Source organism: Vagococcus sp., assembly GCF_036639995.1.
Lineage (GTDB): Bacteria > Bacillota > Bacilli > Lactobacillales > Vagococcaceae > Vagococcus.
In genome coordinates this window covers 193,255-213,250 of the sequence record NZ_JAVWHO010000001.1, presented here as the reverse complement: position 1 = coordinate 213,250, position 19,996 = coordinate 193,255, and the positions used below count along the sequence as shown (strand labels likewise).

The following is a 19,996-nucleotide window of genomic DNA, read 5'->3' as shown; positions in this document are numbered from 1 at the left end:
AAAAGGAGAAGCACAAATGAAAAATTGTTTACTAATTGATTTTGGTAGTACCTATACCAAACTAACTGCTGTCGATTTAGAAGAAGAAGTTATTCTTGGAACCGCCAAATCAAAAACGACCATTGATACAACCATTATGGATGGTTTTTATCAAGCTAAACAACAACTTCTAAATAACATCGGACAACAAGATATGACTTTTGATCATCATTACGCATGTTCTTCTGCTAGAGGTGGTTTTAGAATGGTCGCTATTGGTCTTTCCCCAACATTAACAACTGAAGCTGCAAAACGAGCAGCTCTTGGGGCAGGTACCCGAATTTTAAAAGTCTTTAGCTATGGGTTAAAAGAGGAGAACGTCGAAGAAATTGAGGCTCTTAATCCTGATATTATTTTAGTTTGCGGTGGAACCAATGGAGGAAACCGAGAAGGAATTGTGAAAGACGTTACTCAACTTGCTAAACTAAAAAAAACATTTCCAATTGTAGTAGCTGGAAATGAAGAAACCTATCCTAAAGTTGAAGAAATTTTAAAAAAATCTCTGTTACCGTACTATTTAACGGAGAATGTTATGCCACAAGTTAATGTGTTAAATGCACAACCAACTAGAGAAATTTTAAGAGATATTTTTATGAAAAAAATTGTAGAAGCTAAAGGAATGGATACTGCTGAAAAAGAAATAGGTCAAATTTTAATGCCCACTCCTACAGCTGTTTTGCATGCTGCTGAACTTTTAGCAAGTGGAACTACTTCTGAAAAGGGATTAGATAATGTGCTAGTTATTGATATTGGTGGTGCGACTACTGATCTTCATTCAGTAGGTGATGGAAAACCTGAAGACAAGGAGATTCGTACCGAGGGTTTACAAGAACCTAGTGTCAAACGAACTGTGGAAGGAGATCTTGGTATGAGATACTCTGCTATGAGTCTACTTGAAGCTGTCAAAGTTGAGGGCTTTTCTGAGTATCTGACACTTTCACCTGAAGATATTAAAAGTGCCTGTCACTACCGAAGTTCCCATCCCGACATGGTTGCTACATCTGATGAAGATATTCTCTTTGATGAAGCCATGGGGAAAATTGCTATCAAAACTGCTTTTGATCGTCATGCTGGTAGCTATAGACGTGAACCAACGCCGTCACGTGTTATTTTGTATCAAACAGGAAAAGACTTAGGAGCTTTTAAAACGGTTATTGGAACCGGTGGAATTCTAGTCCACAGTAAACAAGCAAAAGAAATGATGAGTGCTTGTTTAAAAAAAGAAAATGATCCTTTCTTGAAACCAACACACCCAATTTTTTATTTAGATCAAACCTACATTCTTTCAGCGATGGGACTATTGTCTCAAAATTTCCCTGATATTGCTTTTAGAATACTAAAAAAATATCTAGTACCACAAAATTAAATTTTCAACAATAAAAAGGATGACTCTTGAAAAAAGTCATCCTTTTTATTATTTTTTAATAGTCTTCCTTTTTAATCTGTTTTACAACAAATACAAAAGTTCCAAAAACAACTAACACACCCATTACGACCATCACAATATTATTAGTTTCACCTGTTTGAGGCAATGTTTTTTTAGTTGTTGGTTTTACTGGTACAACAGTTTTCTTAACTGCTTTTACTGTAATCGTTGCAGTAGCTGATTTATCTTTATAAGTATACGTTACCTTATAAGTCCCTAATCGACTTGTATCAACTTCTCCAGATATTTTCATTTCTTTTTGAACATCATTCCAGCCAAGTTTGATACCGTCTGTTCTCATCACATAATTGAAGTTATCTTTAGCTTGCCATTTAGTCCCCGCATCAATAGTTGTATCTTTCACTGACACTTCTTGAATTTTAATAACTTCCATTTCTTTCACTGTGATTGTTGCTACTGCAGATTTATCTTTATATGTATAAGTTACTTGATACTTACCTGGTTTACTTGAGTCAACTTTACCACTAACTTTAATATCTTTTTCAACATCTTTCCAGTACAATTTAGTTCCGTCTGACATCTTCACATAGTTGAAGTTATCTTTAGCTTCCCATTTTTGACCAATTGGTAAATTCGTATCTTTCACTGATACCTCTTGAACTTTCACTACTTCCATTTCTCTCACAGTAATTGTCGCCACTGCTGATTTGTCTTTATATGTATATGTCACTTGATACTTACCTGGTTTACTTGAATCAACTTTGCCACTAACTTTAATGTCTTTTTCAACGTCTTTCCAATATAATTTTGTCCCATCCGACATCATCACATGGTTAAAATTATCCTTAGCTTCCCATTTTTGACCAATTGGTAAATTCGTATCTTTCACTGACACTTCTTGGACTTTGACTACTTCCATCTCTTTCACAACAACTGTTGCTTCTGCTGATTTGTCTTTATAAGTATATGTCACTTTATAGCTTCCAGGCTTACTTGAGTCAACTTTACCACTAACTTTAATGTCTTCTTCGATATCTTTCCAGTTTAGTTTTGTCCCATCTGACATCATCACATAATTAAAGTTATCTTTAGCTTCCCATTTTTGACCAATTTGCAAATTCATATCTTTCACTGATACTTCTTGGACTTTAACAACTTCAACTGCTTGAACTGTTATCGTTGCAGTTGCACTCTTATCTCCAAAAGTATAAACAACTGAGTACGTTCCTGGCTTAGCCGTATCAACTTGCCCTTTAACCACTAATTGTGGAGAAGCTTGTTGCCAATTTAAACTAGATCCGTCTGACATCTCCACTGAAATAAAATTCATCTCAGGTGACCATTTATCACCAACAAAATATTGACCATTAGAAACCTTTACTTCAACTGGTGTAACTTCTTTTGCTTTAACAGTTACTTGAGTTGCAGCAGAAATACCTTGGTAACTATAAACCACGTTATAAACACCAGGCTTAGAATTATCTGGTTTTTGATTATAGACTAATCCATTTTTAACCGCATCAAAATTTAGGATACTACCATCTGACATTTCCACTGAAACAAAATGACTCACATAATCCCAATCTTGACCAACTTCAATTGCCATTGGTTTTAAATTAATTTTAATTGGTATAGCTACAACTGAAACTTCCGAAACAGCTGTAATATTTCCAAGACTAAAAGTTACTTGATAATTACCAACCTTTTTAGGATCTACATTACTTGTTACTTTTACAACATTTGCTGCTTCATTCCAACCAATTGTTGTGCCATCACTTTTTACAGCATAATCAAAAACTTGAGACACATCGAATGCCCCGTTTAAGGCTATCGTAGTATTCTTTGCTTTTAATCCAGTAATACTTACTTGAGGTTTAACTGGTTGCACCTGTTTTTTAGGTTCCACTGGTTTTTTTGGTTCTACCACATCAATAGTTGCTGTTTGACTGATTTTGTTATAAGTATATGTCACCTTATAACTTCCAGCCTTTTTAGTATCAACTGTACCATTCACAACAACATTTTTACTGATATCTTTCCACTGTAAATTTTTACCATTTGCATCTGTTGCCGAGAGAAAATTGCCTTCAGGTGACCATTGACTATTAAGCTGAATTTGACTGTTTTTAACTTTAAAAGATGTTTTAACCTGTTCTTTCTTTTCTGTTTTTTGCTTATTATTAACAGGCGAATCAGCCATAGTTATTAGCGGAGCAGAAAATGACACCAAATACATCGCAACAATTAACATTCTAAACTTTTTCATTGTACTCACCCTTTCAATTTTTTTGCGTCTCTTTTATAAACACATTCTAGCATGGTTTGTAACACTTTTGTAACATTTCTTTTAAAAAAACAACAAAAAAACATAATTGGTATATATGTTTTTACTTAATTTTAGTTTTTTTAGTAAAAATCATATGTGTGTTCTCTAATAAAACAGGTACTTTCATTAGAGATTTATAATAAATTACAACAATACTTTGAAACCGTTTTACGTTAGTGGGATATTAGGTATATTAAAAGGTACAAAGGAGGATAGATTGTTTTTTTAAATAGTAGTAGCACTTATAACGAGAAAGAAGGAATAGAATATGGCTATTAATTGGCAAGAAGAAGTAAATTCAAGAAAAGATGAACTTATGGAAGATTTATATTCACTAATCCGTATTAACAGTGTGAAAGACTTAGAAAACAAAACAGACGATATGCCTGTTGGGCCTGGTCCAGCTAAAGCCTTACACAAGTTTTTAGAAATTGGTGAAAGAGATGGCTTCATTACAAAAAATATCGAAAATGTAGCTGGTCATATTGAATACGGTGAAGGTGACGAAACACTCGGTGTTTTAGCTCACGTTGACGTAGTACCAACTGGCGACGGTTGGGATACTGATCCTTTTGAACCTGTTATTAAAGATGGAAAATTATACGCACGTGGTTCAAGCGATGATAAGGGGCCTGCAATCGCAGCTTACTATGCCTTAAAAATTATTAAAGACTTAAAATTACCTGTTTCTAAAAAGGTTAGATATATTATTGGTACTGACGAAGAAAGCGGTTGGTACTGTATGGATCGTTACCAAGCAAATGAAAAAATGCCAGATTTTGGTTTTTCTCCAGATGCTCAATTTCCAATTATTAATGGTGAAAAAGGGATTGCTACTTTCCTTTTAACATTCCCTAACCTTGATACTAAGGGTAATATTGAACTTAAATCATTCCGTTCAGGTCTTGCTTCAAACATGGTTCCTGGAAATGCAACAGCTATTATTGCTGCTGATCAAGATTTAAATGCTATTGAAGTAGCTTTCAATGACTATATCAAAGCCAATGGATTAGCTGGATCTGCTGAGATTAATGGTAAAGAAATAACATTAACATTAGTAGGTAAAGCTTGTCATGCACAAAACCCTGCTCTAGGAGTTAACGCTGGTACTCATTTAGTCAATTTCTTGAAAAATTTATCATTAGATGCTGCTGGACTTAAATATGTAGCAACTATTGCTAACTTCTTCCATTTAGACCCTGCTGGTAAATTAACTGGTATTAATCATACAGATGACGTTATGGGAGAATTAACTTCAAGTCCTAATATTTTTGTTTATGACCAAGAAGGCGACAAAACTTTAGCTCTTAACGTTCGTTTCCCTAAAGGAACTGACGCTGATGCAATCGTTAAACAATTAACTTCAAAACTTGACAGTGTTAACGTTGTTGCAGAACCTGGCGTTAAAGGTACTCACTACGTACCAGCAAATGACCCATTAGTTGTTGCTCTTTTAGGTGCTTATGAAGATAACACTGGCGAAAAAGGAGCAGAAAAAACAATTGGTGGTGGTACTTACGGTCGTTTATTCGAACGTGGTTGTGCATTTGGCGCTATGTTCCCTGGAAGAGAAGATACTATGCACCAAGCCAATGAATATATGTATGTAGAAGATATCTTCAAATCTGCTGTAATTTATGCAGATGCTATCTATCGTTTAATCAAATAATTTAACATTTTTATAGTAGGGACTTTTTTCATTGAGTTCCTACTATAATTTTGATGTATTAGGTAATTTAATTTTTTTTCGACTCATTTCAAAAAAGGTATGATAAAAAAAGAATAGGTGGATAAATACATGAAAAAATTATCAAAAGACGCATATGGTGGAATTAAAGGTCAAGACTACGTTCCTTATGTCAAAGACGGTAAAAATCGTAAAAATGGTGGTAGTTTAATCGTTTTATTCGGGATTTTACTTTCAATAATCTTTGCCGCCTCAACAGCCTACTCCGGCATGAAAGTTGGCTTGACTGTAGCTGCTGGTATTCCTGGATCGATTATTGGTTCTGGACTTGTTTCTCTCTTTGTTAAATCTAAAAATATTCTAAGTAAAAATATTTTATCTGGAATGTCCTCTGGTGGTGAATCCATTGCAAGTGGAATGATTTTTGTTTTACCTGCTATCATTTTAATAGGTGGTAAAATCAATTTCTTGGAAGGGGTTCTTGTTGGAATTACAGCCGTTCTTTTTAGTTTAGGAGCAACTGGTTTAGTTCAAAATTATCTTTTAGTTGAAGAACATGGGAACCTTGTCTACCCAGAAGCCATGGCCATTGCGGAGTCTCTTGTCGCTTCAGATGCTGGTGGTGACTCTTTAAAAAATATGGGGATTGGTTTTGGAATCAGTGGTATCTTAACAGCTCTAACATCATCTGTTTTTGGTTTTATTAATAATACAATTAGCTATATGAGTGATGGCTTCTATAAATGCAAACTTGAAATTGAAGCAAACCCTATGTTATCTGGTATTGGATTTATCGTTGGTTTTAAAGTAGCGATGACAATGTTTGCAGGATCACTTTTAACAAACTTTGTCCTAATTCCATTAATCGGTTACTTCACAACTCTTGCTGATTCTTCAGCAGCTGTTTGGGATGTTTCACACCTATTAGTTAAAGAGATGACTGTTAATAATATCGCCAGCTCGTACGCTAAATATATCGGTGCTGGAATGATGATTAGCGGTGGACTTATTGGAGCAATTAAATTAATTCCAACTATTTACAACTCTATTTCTCAAACCTTAAAAGCAAAATCATCTAATCAAGGTGGAAATGATGCTTCTGGAATGATGGTCTTACTTGCTGGGACTGTCATGACTTTTGTTATGGGATTTGTTATTTCTAAAGATATTGTCATTACAATTGTAGGCTCTCTTGTATCCTTAATCTTAAGTTTACTTTTTGCTATCGTTTCTGGTCGTCTGACTGGGACAATTGGAACTTCTAATTTACCAGTTTCCGGAATGACCATTGCATCCTTAGTTATTATGACACTAGTTTTTGTTATGATGGGCTGGAAATCGGAAGAACATAATATCATTTTACTTCTATTTGCTACCTTTGTTGTTATTGTTATTGCTGTAGCTGGAAGTTACATGCAAGCACAAAAGGCGACTTATGTTATGGGTGGAAGCAGCACAGAAATGATGAAATATTTTCTTATTTCTGGTGTCGTTGGTGTTATTACTGTTGTTGGTGTAATCTCTTTATTAGCTCCTCAAATCGCTATCACTGGAGATCATGCTCCCTTTGCTGTTCCTCAAGCTAATCTAATGGCCACTTTAACTAGTGGAATTATGCAAGGAAAACTACCTTGGTTAATGATTATTGTTGGTGTCGCATTAGGCATTGTGTTCTTCTTATTGGATTTATCTGTTATGAGTATTGCTGTTGGTGCTTACCTTCCAATTGCAACGACTTCTATCATCTTAATTGGTGCACTTATCAGGGGCTTTGTTGAACGAGTAAGTAAAGAAGAAACGGTTAAAGAAGAACGATTAACAAACGGTATTAGTTTATCTTCTGGTTTAATCGCAGGTGGCTCTATTATTGGATTAATTGGGATTATCCTACAAATTACAGGTGTTGTAACACCTGGTAATCCTGCTGGAATTTTCTCTGGTAATTCAGGTGGTTACATCCTTCTTATTGGCTTAACTCTAGCTAGTTTAATTCCAATTATGAAAACAAAAGGAAATCCAACTGGAGGAGAGACAGATCATGAGCCTAAAGAAGAGTGATACATTAGATGACGCTTTTTTACAGCAAGTCTATCAAATAAATCCTCAAGTAGTTTATCAAATAAAAGATAACCATGTCATTATTGAAAAAGAACAAAATCATTGGGTACAACGTTTATTTCGAAAACTTTATGTCAAAATACCTGAAAAATCTTATATTACACTAGATGATTATGGTAGCTTTGTTTTTCAAATAATCGACGGGAACAAATCAATCAACGAATTAGGCTCACTACTCTCATCTAAATTTGAAGAAGCTGATGCCTATTTGTATGACCGCTTGACACTCTATCTTCATTATTTAGAAGTTGAAGAAAAATGGATTTATCCAGTTAATTAAAAAAGATAAAATAAGGGTTAGCTATTCCATTATAGAATAGCTAGCCCTTATTTTTTAACCATCTATTTCCTTGGTATCAAAGCATTTCTAAGTAATTTTTTTAAATAATATTTGTTCGTTTAACATTTTATTTTTAACTAATTTTCCCCCTATTTTTTTGATGACTAACTTAATTCATATTATTTGTTTTCAAATATCTTTTTTAGTAAAATTTACTCAAGTCATCTTTTACTAAGGGGAGCATTATGAAGAAAATAACATTTGATCCAGTTAACTGGACTTATCAAAATAAAACAGAATGGCTTTGTCCTAGCCATCAATTTCAATCACCAATTAATATCATTAATGATTTAACTAAGCCAATGAAAGAAAATGGCGAAATTATTTTACGTTACCGAAAAAAAATTGATGCTATTGTCAACACTGGTTATTGTATTCAAGGTTATCTTAAAGGAGTTGCCTCTATTAATCAACGACTCTTTGAATTCCAACAATTTCATTTCCACGCCAAGGGCGAACACACAATTGATGGCAAAGAATTTCCATTAGAACTTCACCTAGTCCATCAAGCAGAAAACGGACAAATGGCCGTGATAGCTATTCTTTTTGAGATTGGTGAAGAAAATAAAACAATCGATTTTATTTTAGAACATTTAAATGAATCAGAGTTTGAAAACAATGTTAATTTTCTTTCACTTATTCCTAAATCCTTAAATTACTATCATTATTTAGGATCACTCACCACTCCTCCACTAACGGAAAATGTTGAGTGGTATGTTCTAATTGAACCAATGACTCTTTCTAAGACACAACTAGAGTGCTTAACAGCCATTCATAACAATAACTACCGTGAAGTCCAAGATATCAATGGTCGTCAAGTTTTGAAAAAAGTCTTTTATGGCTAAAGATATGTATAATAACGATTAAAAGAGTAGGTTGCCTTTTTACAGGTAACCTACTCTTTTTAGCCGTTTACTCTTTTAACTGTTAATAGTCTCAGTTTTTTACCACAGAAATAAACCAATCCTATTTTTATGATAGCTGTTGGGATGAATGGTAAGACACATGCTGTAAACGCCACACTTAAAGAATTAGAAGTGACCATTGAGAAATACAGCATCCCCACTAAATAATTAACGATAGCTCCTAATGTCAACCAAGTAATAACTTGATAATTTTTTTCTCTTTCAGTTGCAACGCCAGAAAAATAAGCCATTAATGGAAAAGATAATATAAAGCCTCCTGTTGGTCCTAAAATAATACCTAACCCTCCAGAAAAACCAGCAAACACTGGTATACCAATCATACCAAGTAATAAATAGATAATAGATACATAAACGCCTTCTTTTTTCCCAAGTAAAAAAGCAACTAAGGGAATAATAAACGTTTGCATTGTCATCGGAACACCGTAAGGCATTGGAATACTAATTTGTGACATGATAATTGTCAACGCTGTAAAAAGTCCAATTCGACTGATTTGAGATGTTGATAAACGAAACATAAACAAGCTCCTTTCTTTTTTATTAGTATAAAAAAAGAAAGGAGCTTTGTCAACTTAATTATTTATTCAAGGTGACAATCAATTAACAACAACTCTTATTTCACCAGAATTGAAGGTGCTAATTTCACCACTATCCTTTTGAATCACCAATTGTCCTTGATTATCTATGTCCTTGATCAAACAAAGAAGCTCTTCTTTGCCTTGTTGAATAAGCACTCTTTTATTTAAAATAATGGATTTTTCTTTGTACTCCTTCATTACATTTTCAACGCTCATCTGTTCATTGGGTAACATAAAATCTTTAAAAATACGCGCAACAAGATCATTTCGACTAATTGACACTTTCTCTTCAAGAAGGGCTCCAGCTTTTTTTCTCACCTCTTCGGAAAAGTCATGACTTGATGTTGTTAGATTAATGCCTATTCCAACAACAATCCATTCAATTTGACCACTTTCGAAATTAGTAACTGCTTCTGTTAAAATACCACATACTTTTTTACCATCTAAGAATAAGTCATTCACCCATTTTATCCCTACTTTTTTGCCTGTCATACTTTCAATCACATTAGAAACAATTACAGCTGCATAAGCAGTAATTAAAGTTGGGTCTTTTAAAAACATTTCATCTGGCTTTAAAATCATACTCATATAGATGCCTGAATCTTTAGGCGATTCAAATACTCTACCGTACCGACCAGAGCCTGCTGTTTGCTCATTTGCCACGATAAGTGTGCCGTGATTTGCGCCATGTGAGGCCAATTCTTTTGCTTTTTTATTTGTTGAGTTTATTTGTTCAAAATAATAGATGTCCTGTTCTTTCAGTTGTTCTGGGAGATGTTCTTTAATACCAACTTCTGACATTTGGTTACTTTTTGTAGATAAAGAATATCCCTTGTTTGTGACAGCTTCTATCTCAAACCCTTCTTTTTCAAGTTGCTTAATCGCTTTCCAAACAGCATTTCTTGAGATATTTAAGCTCTCTGCCATTTTTGCCCCGGAAAGATAGACCCCACGATTTTTTTCCAAAAATGATAATACTTTATTTTTCGTTGTCACAAAATCCCTCTTTCATCTTTGCCTTTTGTATTTCTCATATTATAGCACGAGATAAAACAAAAAGACGTGATTTTTCATTAATCAACGTCTTTTTACCTTATTTCGTATAGTTCAACTCAAACCGTTTTGAAAAATAGGATAATGAGTAACAAATAATAAAATAACAAAATGCCATGATAAAGAACATTGGCAATACTGTATTAGGATACTGTGCATAAATTATTTTAGTATTATGAGTCAACTCAGGCAATGATATAATAACTGCTAAAGAGGTATCTCGAATTAAGGAGACAAATTGACTCACTAGTGGTGGAACCATTAACTTCAATCCTTGTGGTAACACAATATAAAAAATAGTCTGAAGTCTCGTTAGTCCAGTTGAAATGCCTGCCTCAAGTTGTCCTTTTGGAACAGCTAAAAGGCCACCTCGAATTATTTCTGAAAGCATTGCTGATTCAAATATTGTCAATGCAATCACTGCTGACCAAAATATATTAAACTGAATTCCTATTTGTGGTAAGGCAAAATAAGTAAAAAAGATAATTAATAGCAACGGTAAATTACGGATAATATCTACTACTAGACCTACAACAAATGATACACCAGGAATTTTCAAATAGCGAAGTGTCCCTAGGACGCCTCCAATAATAAAACTAAGAATAATTGAAACAACTGCTACTTCCAATGTCACTAATAAACCATCGAAAACAAACCGTAGATTACTCCAAGTTAACGCTTGTTGAATTGCCATCAATTGGCCTCCCTTCTTAAGATACTGCTAATTTCACTTCAAGATACTTCATTAAATAAGATAGTGGTAAAGTTAGGGCTAAATAAATTAAGCCAATTAACGTGTACGTCCCTATTGTATTAAACGTTGTACTAGCGATTAAATCTCCTTGATACATTAAGTCTGCACCAGTCACCATCGCTAAAATTGAAGAGTTTTTAACCAAATTAATAAACTGATTCCCTAAAGGAGGTATAACTATTTTAAACGCTTGTGGCAACACAATATACCACATAACCTGTGCATAATTTAAACCAGAGGCAACACCTGCTTCTGCTTGTCCTTTAGGTATTCCTTCGATTCCTGCTCGAACTGTATCAGCAATGAATGCTGAGGTGTATAATGTTAAACCAATTGTTCCAGCTGTGATACCATCAATTTTCAAACCATAAAGCGGTAAGACAACAAATAAAAACATCACAACTATCAATAACGGTAAATTTCTAAATAAATTAACATAAATATTGCCCAATCTTTTTAACCATTTTGTTTTAGATACTTGAAAAATTGCCATAAAAGTACCAATTATCAAACTACCAATTAATGCAATCAAGCTTGCCATTAGCGTGACTTTTAGGCCTGCTAAAATATCTGCCTGATTCATTTGCCAAATCTCAAACATATGCTACCTCCTTACTCTTTAGGCTCTTCTTTAAACCATTTCTTATAAATTTTTTGATAGGTGCCATCTTGTTTCATTTCTTCAATTACTTGATTCAAAGCCTGTTGAAATTCATTTTGTTCTTTATTAATAGCAATACCGTAAGGCTCATCTGTAAACTTTTTACCTGCTAATTGGTAATCAGTATTTTCAGCTGCCATCCCTAAAAGAATACTATTGTCTGTTGTCATAGCATCACCTTGATTAGATTGCAAAGCTGTAAATGCTTCTGCATAGTTTTCAAGTTCAAGAACTTTTGCTTTTGGTGCATGCTTTCTAATATTTTCAGCAGAAGTTGAGCCCTTAACAGCTAAAACTGTTTTTCCTTCGTTTAAATCAGTGACGTCTTTAATATCACTATCTTTGTGAACCAATAAAGACTGCCCTGCTGCAAAATAGACATCAGAAAAATCAACTTGTTTTTTTCTTTCCTCGCTAATTGTCATAGTCGCAATAATCGCGTCAATATTACCGTTTTTCAAAAGTGGTATCCGCGTTTTTGACGTTACTTCAACAAACTCAGCAGAGCCATTTTCTCCAAGAATTCGATTCGTTAATTCTTTAGCAATATCAATATCAAAACCTTCAACTTCTCTTTTTTCGATATTCATCAAACCAAATAACTTGGTATCGTATTTAACACCCCAAACAATTTTATCTGTCCTTTTCACTTTTTCTAAGGTATCTTGTTCCACTGTTGTGCTACTTTTACAACCAGTTAAACTAACTAAAAGAAGTACAAACAAAAAAAGAAAGCTTTTTTTATTAAATTGTTGTTTCATCTTACTTCCTCCTTAGTGGTTAATGATTTTACTTAGAAATTGTTTAGCACGCTCGTCTTGTGGATTATCAAAGAAACTTTCAGATTCTCTGTCTTCTAAAATTTGACCATCTGCCATAAAAATAACTCGATCTGCAACTTCTCTTGCAAATCCCATCTCATGAGTAACAACAATCATTGTCATTCCAGATTCTTTAGCCAAGGATTTCATAACATCTAACACTTCTCCAACCATCTCAGGATCTAGTGCTGATGTTGGCTCATCAAAGAGCATCACATCTGGTTCCATCGCTAAACTTCTAGCAATAGCAATTCGTTGTTGCTGACCACCAGATAATTGTGTTGGGTACTCATCTTTTTTATGAAGCATTCCCACTTTATCTAGTAACTTTTCAGCCTTTTTAATGGCTACTTCTTTATCTTCTTTCAAGACTTTTATCGGTGCAATAGTAACATTTTCCAGCACCGTCATATTTGGGTATAAATTAAAATGCTGAAAAACCATTCCCAAATTTTTTCGAACTTCATTTAAATTAGTTTTCTTGTTGTGGATATCAACACCACCAACAAGTAATTCTCCTGTTGTAATTTCTTCTAAAGCGTTAATACATCTTAGCATTGTGCTTTTTCCTGATCCTGATGGTCCAATAGCAACGACAACTTCACCTTTTTCAATCGTTAAATTGACATCTTTTAATGCGTGAAATGAACCATAGTATTTCTCAACATGCTTAAATGAAATCATAATTTCACTCCTTCCTTAATAATGATAAAAACATTAAAAAATTAATTTTCTTATCATAATCCGAACTATTATTATAACTTTAGTTTTGTAATTTTGTAAAGTTTTCCAATAATTTTTTGTGAAAATTTCACTGAAACTTAATTTAAAACATAATAAAAAGCCCCAAACATTGCTGTTGAGGCTTTCTTTAAATATTTATTTTTGACTGTTTTTTCTTTCTGATACAAACTCATGATTATAAAACTGACTGTTTTTTGAAAGTTCTTCATTAACTTTCTCTAATGTGTCTCTTTCTATTAACGTTTTATCGCCTGAAGACAAATCTGTTCCTAAACCTAATTTATTCCCTTCAATTTTGACACCCATTGCCGAAAGAGTTGTTGGATACATATCAAAAGGTGCAAACTGACGATTATCTGTCTTAATATCTTTATTATCAAAGTCACCATTTAAAATTAAATTTGTAGTTGTTCGGTGATAATTTTTATCAAAATCCCTGAAGAATTTTTTATCCATACTTAAATGATCACCTGTCAAAACGATGGTTGTATCATCATAGAAATCTTGCTCTTGAATCCATCTAACAAAATCTACAATTTGTTTTTGTGAATGGAAAATAACGTTAGCATACTGTTGGTCAAACGGTGTCGGTGTTCCTTTTTCAATATAACCATTTGGAAAATGAGTATCTGCATTTTCCATAGTAAAGTTAAATGGTTTGTTTTTACTCGCTAGATCAGTCATTTCTTCTTTAGCATAATCATATAATTTTTTATCTTCAAATCCCCACCAAACTTTATAATCCTCGGGTATTTTGCCAATTTTTTTAGCATATTTCCAATCATAAATTTTAAAGTCATGATGATTTGTAAAGAAAGAGGTCAATCCACCAAAATCAGCATCTGCTCCAAACATAATGGTCTGATTATACCCTTCTTTATATAAAACATCCCCAATACTTACAGCACCAGGCAAGAAATAACCAGACTTACCATAAGAATTCCCGTTCATAGGTATTTTTAAAGGTAACCCCATGCTCATATTAACCATTGAAGCAACAGACCAACTAGAACCATACGTTTGGTAAGGTCCACCTTTTTTGGTTGTTTCAGAAAATGAAACACCTTCACTGTAAAGTTTTTCAAAGTCAGGCATTAGATTTTTAGGCATATATCCGCCTGACACTTTATCAAAATAGCTATTTTCGTAAGACTCTAAATAAATATGAACTAAATTTCTTTTCTTAGTTGGAAATGTTATCTTCGTCTCTTTTGGAGCATGATAGTTATCTTTTATATAACTTGAATCATCGAAGTAAGCGTGATAAACAGCAACAAGTTGAAGTTCTTTGACGCTGTAGCTAACACCAAAACCTAAAACAGCAACAGAAGATACGCCTAAAATCACCTTAACTGACTTATCCGAAAAAAAATTTTTTCCTCGCCAATGCATTTCAAATCTTGTACTAATTAAAAAAATCGTGCAAACAAGAACTGTTACTAGTAATAATACTGGCCCGTTGACAGCTTGATCTGTTACACCAGAGGCTGTACCTGTCACCGGTGAGTTAAAATTAAAAAGAAATTGCTCTGGTGTTAATTTACCGAAGAAATCAATAAACCAACTTGTTCCAATAAATAAGAAACTTCCTACAGCAATAAAAATAACTGAAACAACAGAGATTACTTTACTTAATTTTGTTTCCTTCTTTTTATTTTTTTCAAAGGAAATATCTTTTACAACAATTCCCTTTATAAATAAAAGAAACATCCCCACAAATAATGCAAAAATAACATATTTCAAAACAAATAATGTTCGGTAATTATTGGGGCTTAGGACATATAACTTATTTAACAAAAAACGTATACTAAACAACGAAATAGTGTTTACTCCTATTGTTAAAGCTAACCCATTAACTACTCTTTTAGACCATTTCTTTTCTTTGAATAAAATGATATCTAAAAAACTTACAATAATTCCTACCAATAAAAATACAATGACTCTCATTTCTTTCCCCCTTTTTCTCTATTCATAGAATAAGCAATTTTAACTTGGCTTACAACTAGTTTTTTTCTTTTCTTTGACAAAATACTAAAAATTTGTTATTCTTCTTGCGAACAAATTAACTAATACGAAATGAGTGAACTTTTTGAGTGCCAAAGGTATCTAAACAAACGCAATTGAAAAACAAATAGCAAATGTAGTAACTGCTTATTTGTTGTGCCCAATTTTTAAGTTTGAGATATCTGTTTAATGGTTACCAAAAACCCTAGTCTCTTTTAGAGTAATATAGGTTTATTTTGTTTATCCGTCAGTATATTATGAAACAAGAGTTTGGGGCTAACTACCACCAAACTCTTTTTATTTTAAGTTAATTTGTTTAATCAACAGATATCTCTTAACAGAAAGAGAGATAAAAAAATGAAACAACAAGCAATCGAACAAACTCAATTTAATGAAATAAAAGAACTCATCAGCCAATACGCGATTAGTCAAACGGTTAAAGAAAGAATTCTAAATTTTGACCTAACAGAGGACTTAACTACTGTTCTAAATTACCAACAAGAGACGAATGAAGCTCTAAATATTATTAAGAGTAATCAAAGTTTTCCTTTTATGGCGAGCGAACAAATTGATCGCCTTTTAATGAAAATTGGAGATGGTTTTGTATTAGAACCAAAAGAACTAATTGAAATGGCTGATTTTCTAAAATCCATTCGCCAACTTAAAGAATTTTTTATGAGAAATAACCAATTAGCACCAACACTTGCAAACTACGCTACCAAATTACAAGGATTTAGAAACATCGAAGAAGTGATTAACCTATCTATAAAAAATAATCAGGTCACTTCTGATGCGTCAAGAGATTTGAAAAAAGCAAGACAAAGTATTCAAAAAGCACAAGCAGATATTAACGATAAGTTACATAAATTTATCAATCATTCGGCCAATAAATCAAAAATACAAGAGTTTTTAATTATCGAAAGAGACGGCGTTTTAACAGTCCCAATCAAAAATTCTTTCAAACATAGTTTAAAAGGTCGAGTTATTTCTGAATCCGGAAAAGGTTCTACAGTCTATATGGAACTTGACTCAACTAGGGAGTTAAATCAAAAACTTCAGCTAGCTAAAGCAGAAGAAACAATGCTAATTTATCAAATATTAGCTAACTTAACAGAAGAAATTGCCCAAGAACTAATTAGTCTAAACAAAACCATTCAAGTAATCTTTTCACTAGAAATTATTGTTGCTAAAGCCAAATACAGTCATAGTATTAACGGAGAAAAAGTAATCATTAACAATAAAGGGATCATCCACTTAATAGAGGCTAAACATCCTTTACTTGGACACGCAGCAGTCCCTTTAACCATCTCTCTAGGAAATGAACATTGTGGCTTAGTTATTACCGGACCAAACTCTGGTGGGAAAACGGTTGTCTTAAAAACTATTGGCTTATTAACACAACTAACAATGATGGGAATCCTTATTCCAGCTAATTCAAAAAGTCAAATTAGTACCTTTGAACATATTTTAGTCGATATTGGAGACTACCAAGACTTTGATAACGCACTAAGTACCTTCTCGGGACACATGAACAATATGGGGAAAATTTTAAACACTGCTAATTCACGCTCACTAATTTTAGTAGATGAAATTGGTAGTGGAACTGAACCCACAGAAGGCGCGGCGTTAGCCATTGCCATTTTAGAAGAATTAGTACATAAAAAAGCCATTGTTCTTGCTTCTACCCATTACGGAGAAATAAAAGATTTTGCCCTCAACGAACCTAACTTTATGACTGCCGCCATGGCATTTGACCAAGAGACTCTTCAACCTCGTTATCAACTACTGATGAATAAAGTTGGTGAGAGTAACGGCTTTTTCATTGCTCGTAAAATGAACATTGCAGAAGCCATTTTGACTCGTGCAACTGATTATCTAACAAAAGCTAATTAACAAAAAACATCCAACATCTTTTTAAAGACAATGTTGGATGTTTCTTTTAGTGGTTTAATTTTTTCTTCTTCTAGCAAACTCAACAAATCGAAATTTATCCAAACGATGAATAGACTCCGTATATTCAAAACATCTTGTATCTTCTAAATAAACAAGACTCTTGACACTAACCACATGTTGGTCACCATGAAGATCCATTAAGTCTCTCATTTCTTTTGTGACAGGCTCAACGGAAATTTCCTTTTGTGCATAGGCAATATTTAACTCTAATTCATTTTCAAAATACTCATAAATAGAATCTTCTGCTCTTTCTTTTGGCAATTCTTGAATAATATCTCCCAGAAGATAGTCTTTATCTAAAATAACGACCTCACCATCTATTTTTCGTTGTCTCACAAGTTTCCAAATCTCAGAAGCTACTGGCCATTCAGTTAACTTACTTAAGTCTTTTGAGGTTGCTATTTTTTTTAATTCAACAACGATGGTTTCACTTGGAATCCTTTGCGTATTTTGAAGTTCCTTGTAACTTGTTAAACCGGATATTGGAAAGTCAAAACGGTTCATATCTAAAACAATAGAGCCTTTTCCTTGTTTCTTGTGGATATATCCAGCATTAGTTAAAAGGTTGAGCGCTTTTCGAATGGTTTCTCTTGAAACACCATATATTTTTATTAGTTGGTTTTCACTAGGCAATAACGTATGAGGCGGATATTCATGAGTCACTATTTTTTCTTCTAAATCTAAAAAGATTTCTTTAAATTTATTCATTTTACCTTCTCCTTCACTATTCCCATTATAAATTGGTACTGTGAAGGATGCAATCTGAAATTATCTTCTAATAACTAATAATCTGCGTTTTATTAGCCTTCAGCTCAACTAATCTATCAGTCACTTTAATAACACAATTTTTGTCAGATGTTATTTCTAGTGTGTCATGATTTAAATACACACTAAATTCGCACCCCTTATTTTGAAAAGAAAAAGATAAACTCTGCCATTGTTCTGGTAAATGAGGATTAAATTTAACTTTTTCACCTCTAATATCTAAACCAGCAAAGGCTGTTAATGTAATGGATAGTGTTGATGCCATAACTCCCGTATGAACACCCTCTGCCGTTGTTCCTCCTTGAATATCACGGTAATCAGAATATAAAGCCTCTTGATAAAGTTCCCAAGCTAACTCACGATTATTCACCATTTCAGCTAATTGGGAATGAACAACTCTTGATAACGTTGAACCATGAGACGTTCTTTCTAAATAATAGAGTAAATTTTTCTTTACATAATCATCTGGTAAAGAATAGGATAAATCACTTAAAAGATTTGTTACTGTTTCTTCTGGTAAATTATAGAAAATCATCAAACTATCTGCTTGTTTAGCGACTTTAAAATCATCTGCTGTTTTACCTTCAGCATTTAAAATGCGATCCATTCTGTAAATATTTCCATATTTTTCTCTATAAGTAGTCCAATCGATTTCTTCCAAGTCAAAATAGCCATCAAACTGAGCAATAATACCTTCTGAATTAATATCTAGCTGAAGACTTTTCCTCATTTTTTCTACTTTTTGCCAATCAAGACTTGTTTCTAATGGGTACATTGATTTTAACTCAGTCATCACACCAAACATCCAAGCAACCATTAAATTTGTATAAGCGTTATTATCTAGTCCACCCTTTTCTCGATCAGAATAAGCCTCATGAAACTCATCAGGTCCCATCACACCATTAATTGAATAGCGGTTTTTCTGATCATCATACGTAGCTAAAGACAACCAAAATTGACTGATTTCAAGTAACATCTCTAACCCATAACTCTTTAAAAATGCTTCATCTTCCGTTTGTAAATAATACATCCAAACATTATAAGCAATCGCTAAAGACACATGACGTTGCCTTCTACTATGATCTTCTTTCCATTTACCACTTAACGGATTTAGATGTAGTTTTTGTGATTGCTCACTCCCATCTAAACCAGATTGCCAAGGATACATGGCTCCCTCATAACCTTCTTCTTTAGCAAGAACCTTCGCCACCTCTAATCGATTATAACGATACATCAATAACTCTTTGGCAGTGTCAGGAAAATGTAACATAAAGAATGGCAAAATAAATAATTCATCCCAAAAAATATGACCGCGGTATGCTTCTCCGTGAAGTCCTCGCGCTGTAATCGAAGCATCTAATTCTTTATTCCCTTTAGGAGAACCTGATGTAAGCATATGATATGTGTGTAAATTTAACATTTTTTGAGACATCATATCGCCTTCTACTTCAATGCTTGCCTTTTCCCACAATGTTTCCCACTCTTCTTTAGAAGCCGTTAAAAGCTCTGTGTAAGTTGGGTAATCAGTTCGTGCATCTTTTGTATCTTTTGCTACGTAAACTATTTTTTCAAGTGCATACCACTCATTTTCTACTGTGTCCAACTCAACAGTTTGTTTAATTTTATTTTCTTCAATTTTATTTTGAATTTTAGTTAAATCAATTGATTCACTCCTCAACTGACTTTCTTGAACTATTTTAATACCAGAACTATTTGTCACACACTCTAATGAAGCAAAATTACCTTTTGCCTCTAAATTAAGAGTAATCAAATGGCTTTTTTCCAATTTTCTATATCGCTCAACATTATAATTAAAGACATCCCCGTCAATCTCAGAAATAAG

At 33.3% G+C, this 19,996-nt stretch carries 16 protein-coding genes; 6 read left to right on the top strand and 10 right to left on the bottom strand.

The genetic code is table 11. The features are described 5' to 3' along the window. Positions 1-16: 16 nt before the first annotated feature. Positions 17-1,405 (top strand): methylaspartate mutase accessory protein GlmL, encoded by a 1,389-nt coding sequence (gene glmL / locus RR554_RS01040; protein ID WP_332467243.1) that lies wholly within the window; start codon positions 17-19, stop codon positions 1,403-1,405. A 55-nt stretch (positions 1,406-1,460) separates the two neighbouring features. On the opposite strand, the gene RR554_RS01035 is transcribed toward glmL, so the two are convergent. Continuing rightward, complete coding sequence (locus RR554_RS01035) at positions 1,461-3,692, bottom strand: bacterial Ig-like domain-containing protein (RefSeq protein ID WP_332467242.1); 2,232 nt, start codon at positions 3,690-3,692, stop codon at positions 1,461-1,463. A 328-nt stretch (positions 3,693-4,020) separates the two neighbouring features. Here RR554_RS01035 and pepV point away from each other — a divergent pair, with 328 nt between their 5' ends. The 4 genes from pepV (at position 4,021) to RR554_RS01015 (ending at position 8,742) form a co-directional block, all read left to right on the top strand. Further along, positions 4,021-5,421: a dipeptidase PepV gene (gene pepV, locus RR554_RS01030; RefSeq protein ID WP_332467241.1), complete on the top strand. Its 1,401-nt coding sequence runs from the start codon at positions 4,021-4,023 to the stop codon at positions 5,419-5,421. Between the two features lie 129 nt (positions 5,422-5,550). Next, positions 5,551-7,497 (top strand): OPT family oligopeptide transporter, encoded by a 1,947-nt coding sequence (locus tag RR554_RS01025; protein WP_332467240.1) that lies wholly within the window; start codon positions 5,551-5,553, stop codon positions 7,495-7,497. Next, positions 7,478-7,837: a PqqD family protein gene (locus RR554_RS01020; protein ID WP_332467239.1), complete on the top strand. Its 360-nt coding sequence runs from the start codon at positions 7,478-7,480 to the stop codon at positions 7,835-7,837. The genes RR554_RS01025 and RR554_RS01020 overlap by 20 nt, the downstream gene beginning before the upstream one ends. A 245-nt stretch (positions 7,838-8,082) precedes the next feature. Continuing rightward, complete coding sequence (locus tag RR554_RS01015) at positions 8,083-8,742, top strand: carbonic anhydrase family protein (protein WP_332462037.1); 660 nt, start codon at positions 8,083-8,085, stop codon at positions 8,740-8,742. A 59-nt stretch (positions 8,743-8,801) separates the two neighbouring features. On the opposite strand, the gene RR554_RS01010 is transcribed toward RR554_RS01015, so the two are convergent. The 7 genes from RR554_RS01010 to RR554_RS00980 form a co-directional block, all read right to left on the bottom strand. Beyond that, the gene (locus RR554_RS01010; RefSeq protein WP_332462038.1) at positions 8,802-9,338 is read right to left on the bottom strand and encodes a biotin transporter BioY; all 537 of its coding nucleotides are present in this window, start codon (positions 9,336-9,338) and stop codon (positions 8,802-8,804) included. Positions 9,339-9,416: 78 nt separating this feature from the next. Continuing rightward, positions 9,417-10,394: a biotin--[acetyl-CoA-carboxylase] ligase gene (locus RR554_RS01005; RefSeq protein ID WP_332462039.1), complete on the bottom strand. Its 978-nt coding sequence runs from the start codon at positions 10,392-10,394 to the stop codon at positions 9,417-9,419. 97 nt (positions 10,395-10,491) lie between these two features. Continuing rightward, a complete protein-coding gene (locus RR554_RS01000) occupies positions 10,492-11,145 on the bottom strand; it encodes an amino acid ABC transporter permease (protein ID WP_332462040.1) in 654 nt (217 codons plus the stop codon). 16 nt (positions 11,146-11,161) lie between these two features. Continuing rightward, complete coding sequence (locus tag RR554_RS00995) at positions 11,162-11,806, bottom strand: amino acid ABC transporter permease (protein ID WP_332462041.1); 645 nt, start codon at positions 11,804-11,806, stop codon at positions 11,162-11,164. Positions 11,807-11,817: 11 nt separating this feature from the next. Further along, on the bottom strand, positions 11,818-12,627 hold the full coding sequence (locus RR554_RS00990) for a transporter substrate-binding domain-containing protein (protein ID WP_332467238.1): 810 nt from the start codon (positions 12,625-12,627) through the stop codon (positions 11,818-11,820). Positions 12,628-12,639: 12 nt separating this feature from the next. Then, positions 12,640-13,371 (bottom strand): amino acid ABC transporter ATP-binding protein, encoded by a 732-nt coding sequence (locus RR554_RS00985; protein WP_332462043.1) that lies wholly within the window; start codon positions 13,369-13,371, stop codon positions 12,640-12,642. A gap of 195 nt (positions 13,372-13,566) precedes the next feature. After that, on the bottom strand, positions 13,567-15,378 hold the full coding sequence (locus RR554_RS00980) for an LTA synthase family protein (RefSeq protein ID WP_332467237.1): 1,812 nt from the start codon (positions 15,376-15,378) through the stop codon (positions 13,567-13,569). Positions 15,379-15,792: 414 nt separating this feature from the next. On the opposite strand from RR554_RS00980, the gene RR554_RS00975 reads away from it, so the two are divergent. Continuing rightward, the gene (locus RR554_RS00975) at positions 15,793-17,328 is read left to right on the top strand and encodes an endonuclease MutS2 (RefSeq protein ID WP_332467236.1); all 1,536 of its coding nucleotides are present in this window, start codon (positions 15,793-15,795) and stop codon (positions 17,326-17,328) included. 54 nt (positions 17,329-17,382) lie between these two features. On the opposite strand, the gene treR is transcribed toward RR554_RS00975, so the two are convergent. Both treR and RR554_RS00965 read right to left on the bottom strand, forming a co-directional pair. Then, positions 17,383-18,096 (bottom strand): trehalose operon repressor, encoded by a 714-nt coding sequence (gene treR / locus RR554_RS00970; protein WP_332462046.1) that lies wholly within the window; start codon positions 18,094-18,096, stop codon positions 17,383-17,385. Between the two features lie 67 nt (positions 18,097-18,163). After that, the coding region (locus tag RR554_RS00965) for a glycosyl hydrolase family 65 protein (RefSeq protein WP_332467235.1) at positions 18,164-19,996 on the bottom strand (1,833 nt) is incomplete at its 5' end.

Coding starts and splice junctions, on each gene's coding strand:
- glmL (WP_332467243.1), top strand. CDS start 17: ATGAAAAATTGTTTACTAATTGATTTTGGTAGTACCTATACCAAACTA.
- RR554_RS01035 (WP_332467242.1), bottom strand. CDS start 3,692: ATGAAAAAGTTTAGAATGTTAATTGTTGCGATGTATTTGGTGTCATTT.
- pepV (WP_332467241.1), top strand. CDS start 4,021: ATGGCTATTAATTGGCAAGAAGAAGTAAATTCAAGAAAAGATGAACTT.
- RR554_RS01025 (WP_332467240.1), top strand. CDS start 5,551: ATGAAAAAATTATCAAAAGACGCATATGGTGGAATTAAAGGTCAAGAC.
- RR554_RS01020 (WP_332467239.1), top strand. CDS start 7,478: ATGAGCCTAAAGAAGAGTGATACATTAGATGACGCTTTTTTACAGCAA.
- RR554_RS01015 (WP_332462037.1), top strand. CDS start 8,083: ATGAAGAAAATAACATTTGATCCAGTTAACTGGACTTATCAAAATAAA.
- RR554_RS01010 (WP_332462038.1), bottom strand. CDS start 9,338: ATGTTTCGTTTATCAACATCTCAAATCAGTCGAATTGGACTTTTTACA.
- RR554_RS01000 (WP_332462040.1), bottom strand. CDS start 11,145: ATGGCAATTCAACAAGCGTTAACTTGGAGTAATCTACGGTTTGTTTTC.
- RR554_RS00995 (WP_332462041.1), bottom strand. CDS start 11,806: ATGTTTGAGATTTGGCAAATGAATCAGGCAGATATTTTAGCAGGCCTA.
- RR554_RS00990 (WP_332467238.1), bottom strand. CDS start 12,627: ATGAAACAACAATTTAATAAAAAAAGCTTTCTTTTTTTGTTTGTACTT.
- RR554_RS00985 (WP_332462043.1), bottom strand. CDS start 13,371: ATGATTTCATTTAAGCATGTTGAGAAATACTATGGTTCATTTCACGCA.
- RR554_RS00980 (WP_332467237.1), bottom strand. CDS start 15,378: ATGAGAGTCATTGTATTTTTATTGGTAGGAATTATTGTAAGTTTTTTA.
- RR554_RS00975 (WP_332467236.1), top strand. CDS start 15,793: ATGAAACAACAAGCAATCGAACAAACTCAATTTAATGAAATAAAAGAA.
- treR (WP_332462046.1), bottom strand. CDS start 18,096: ATGAATAAATTTAAAGAAATCTTTTTAGATTTAGAAGAAAAAATAGTG.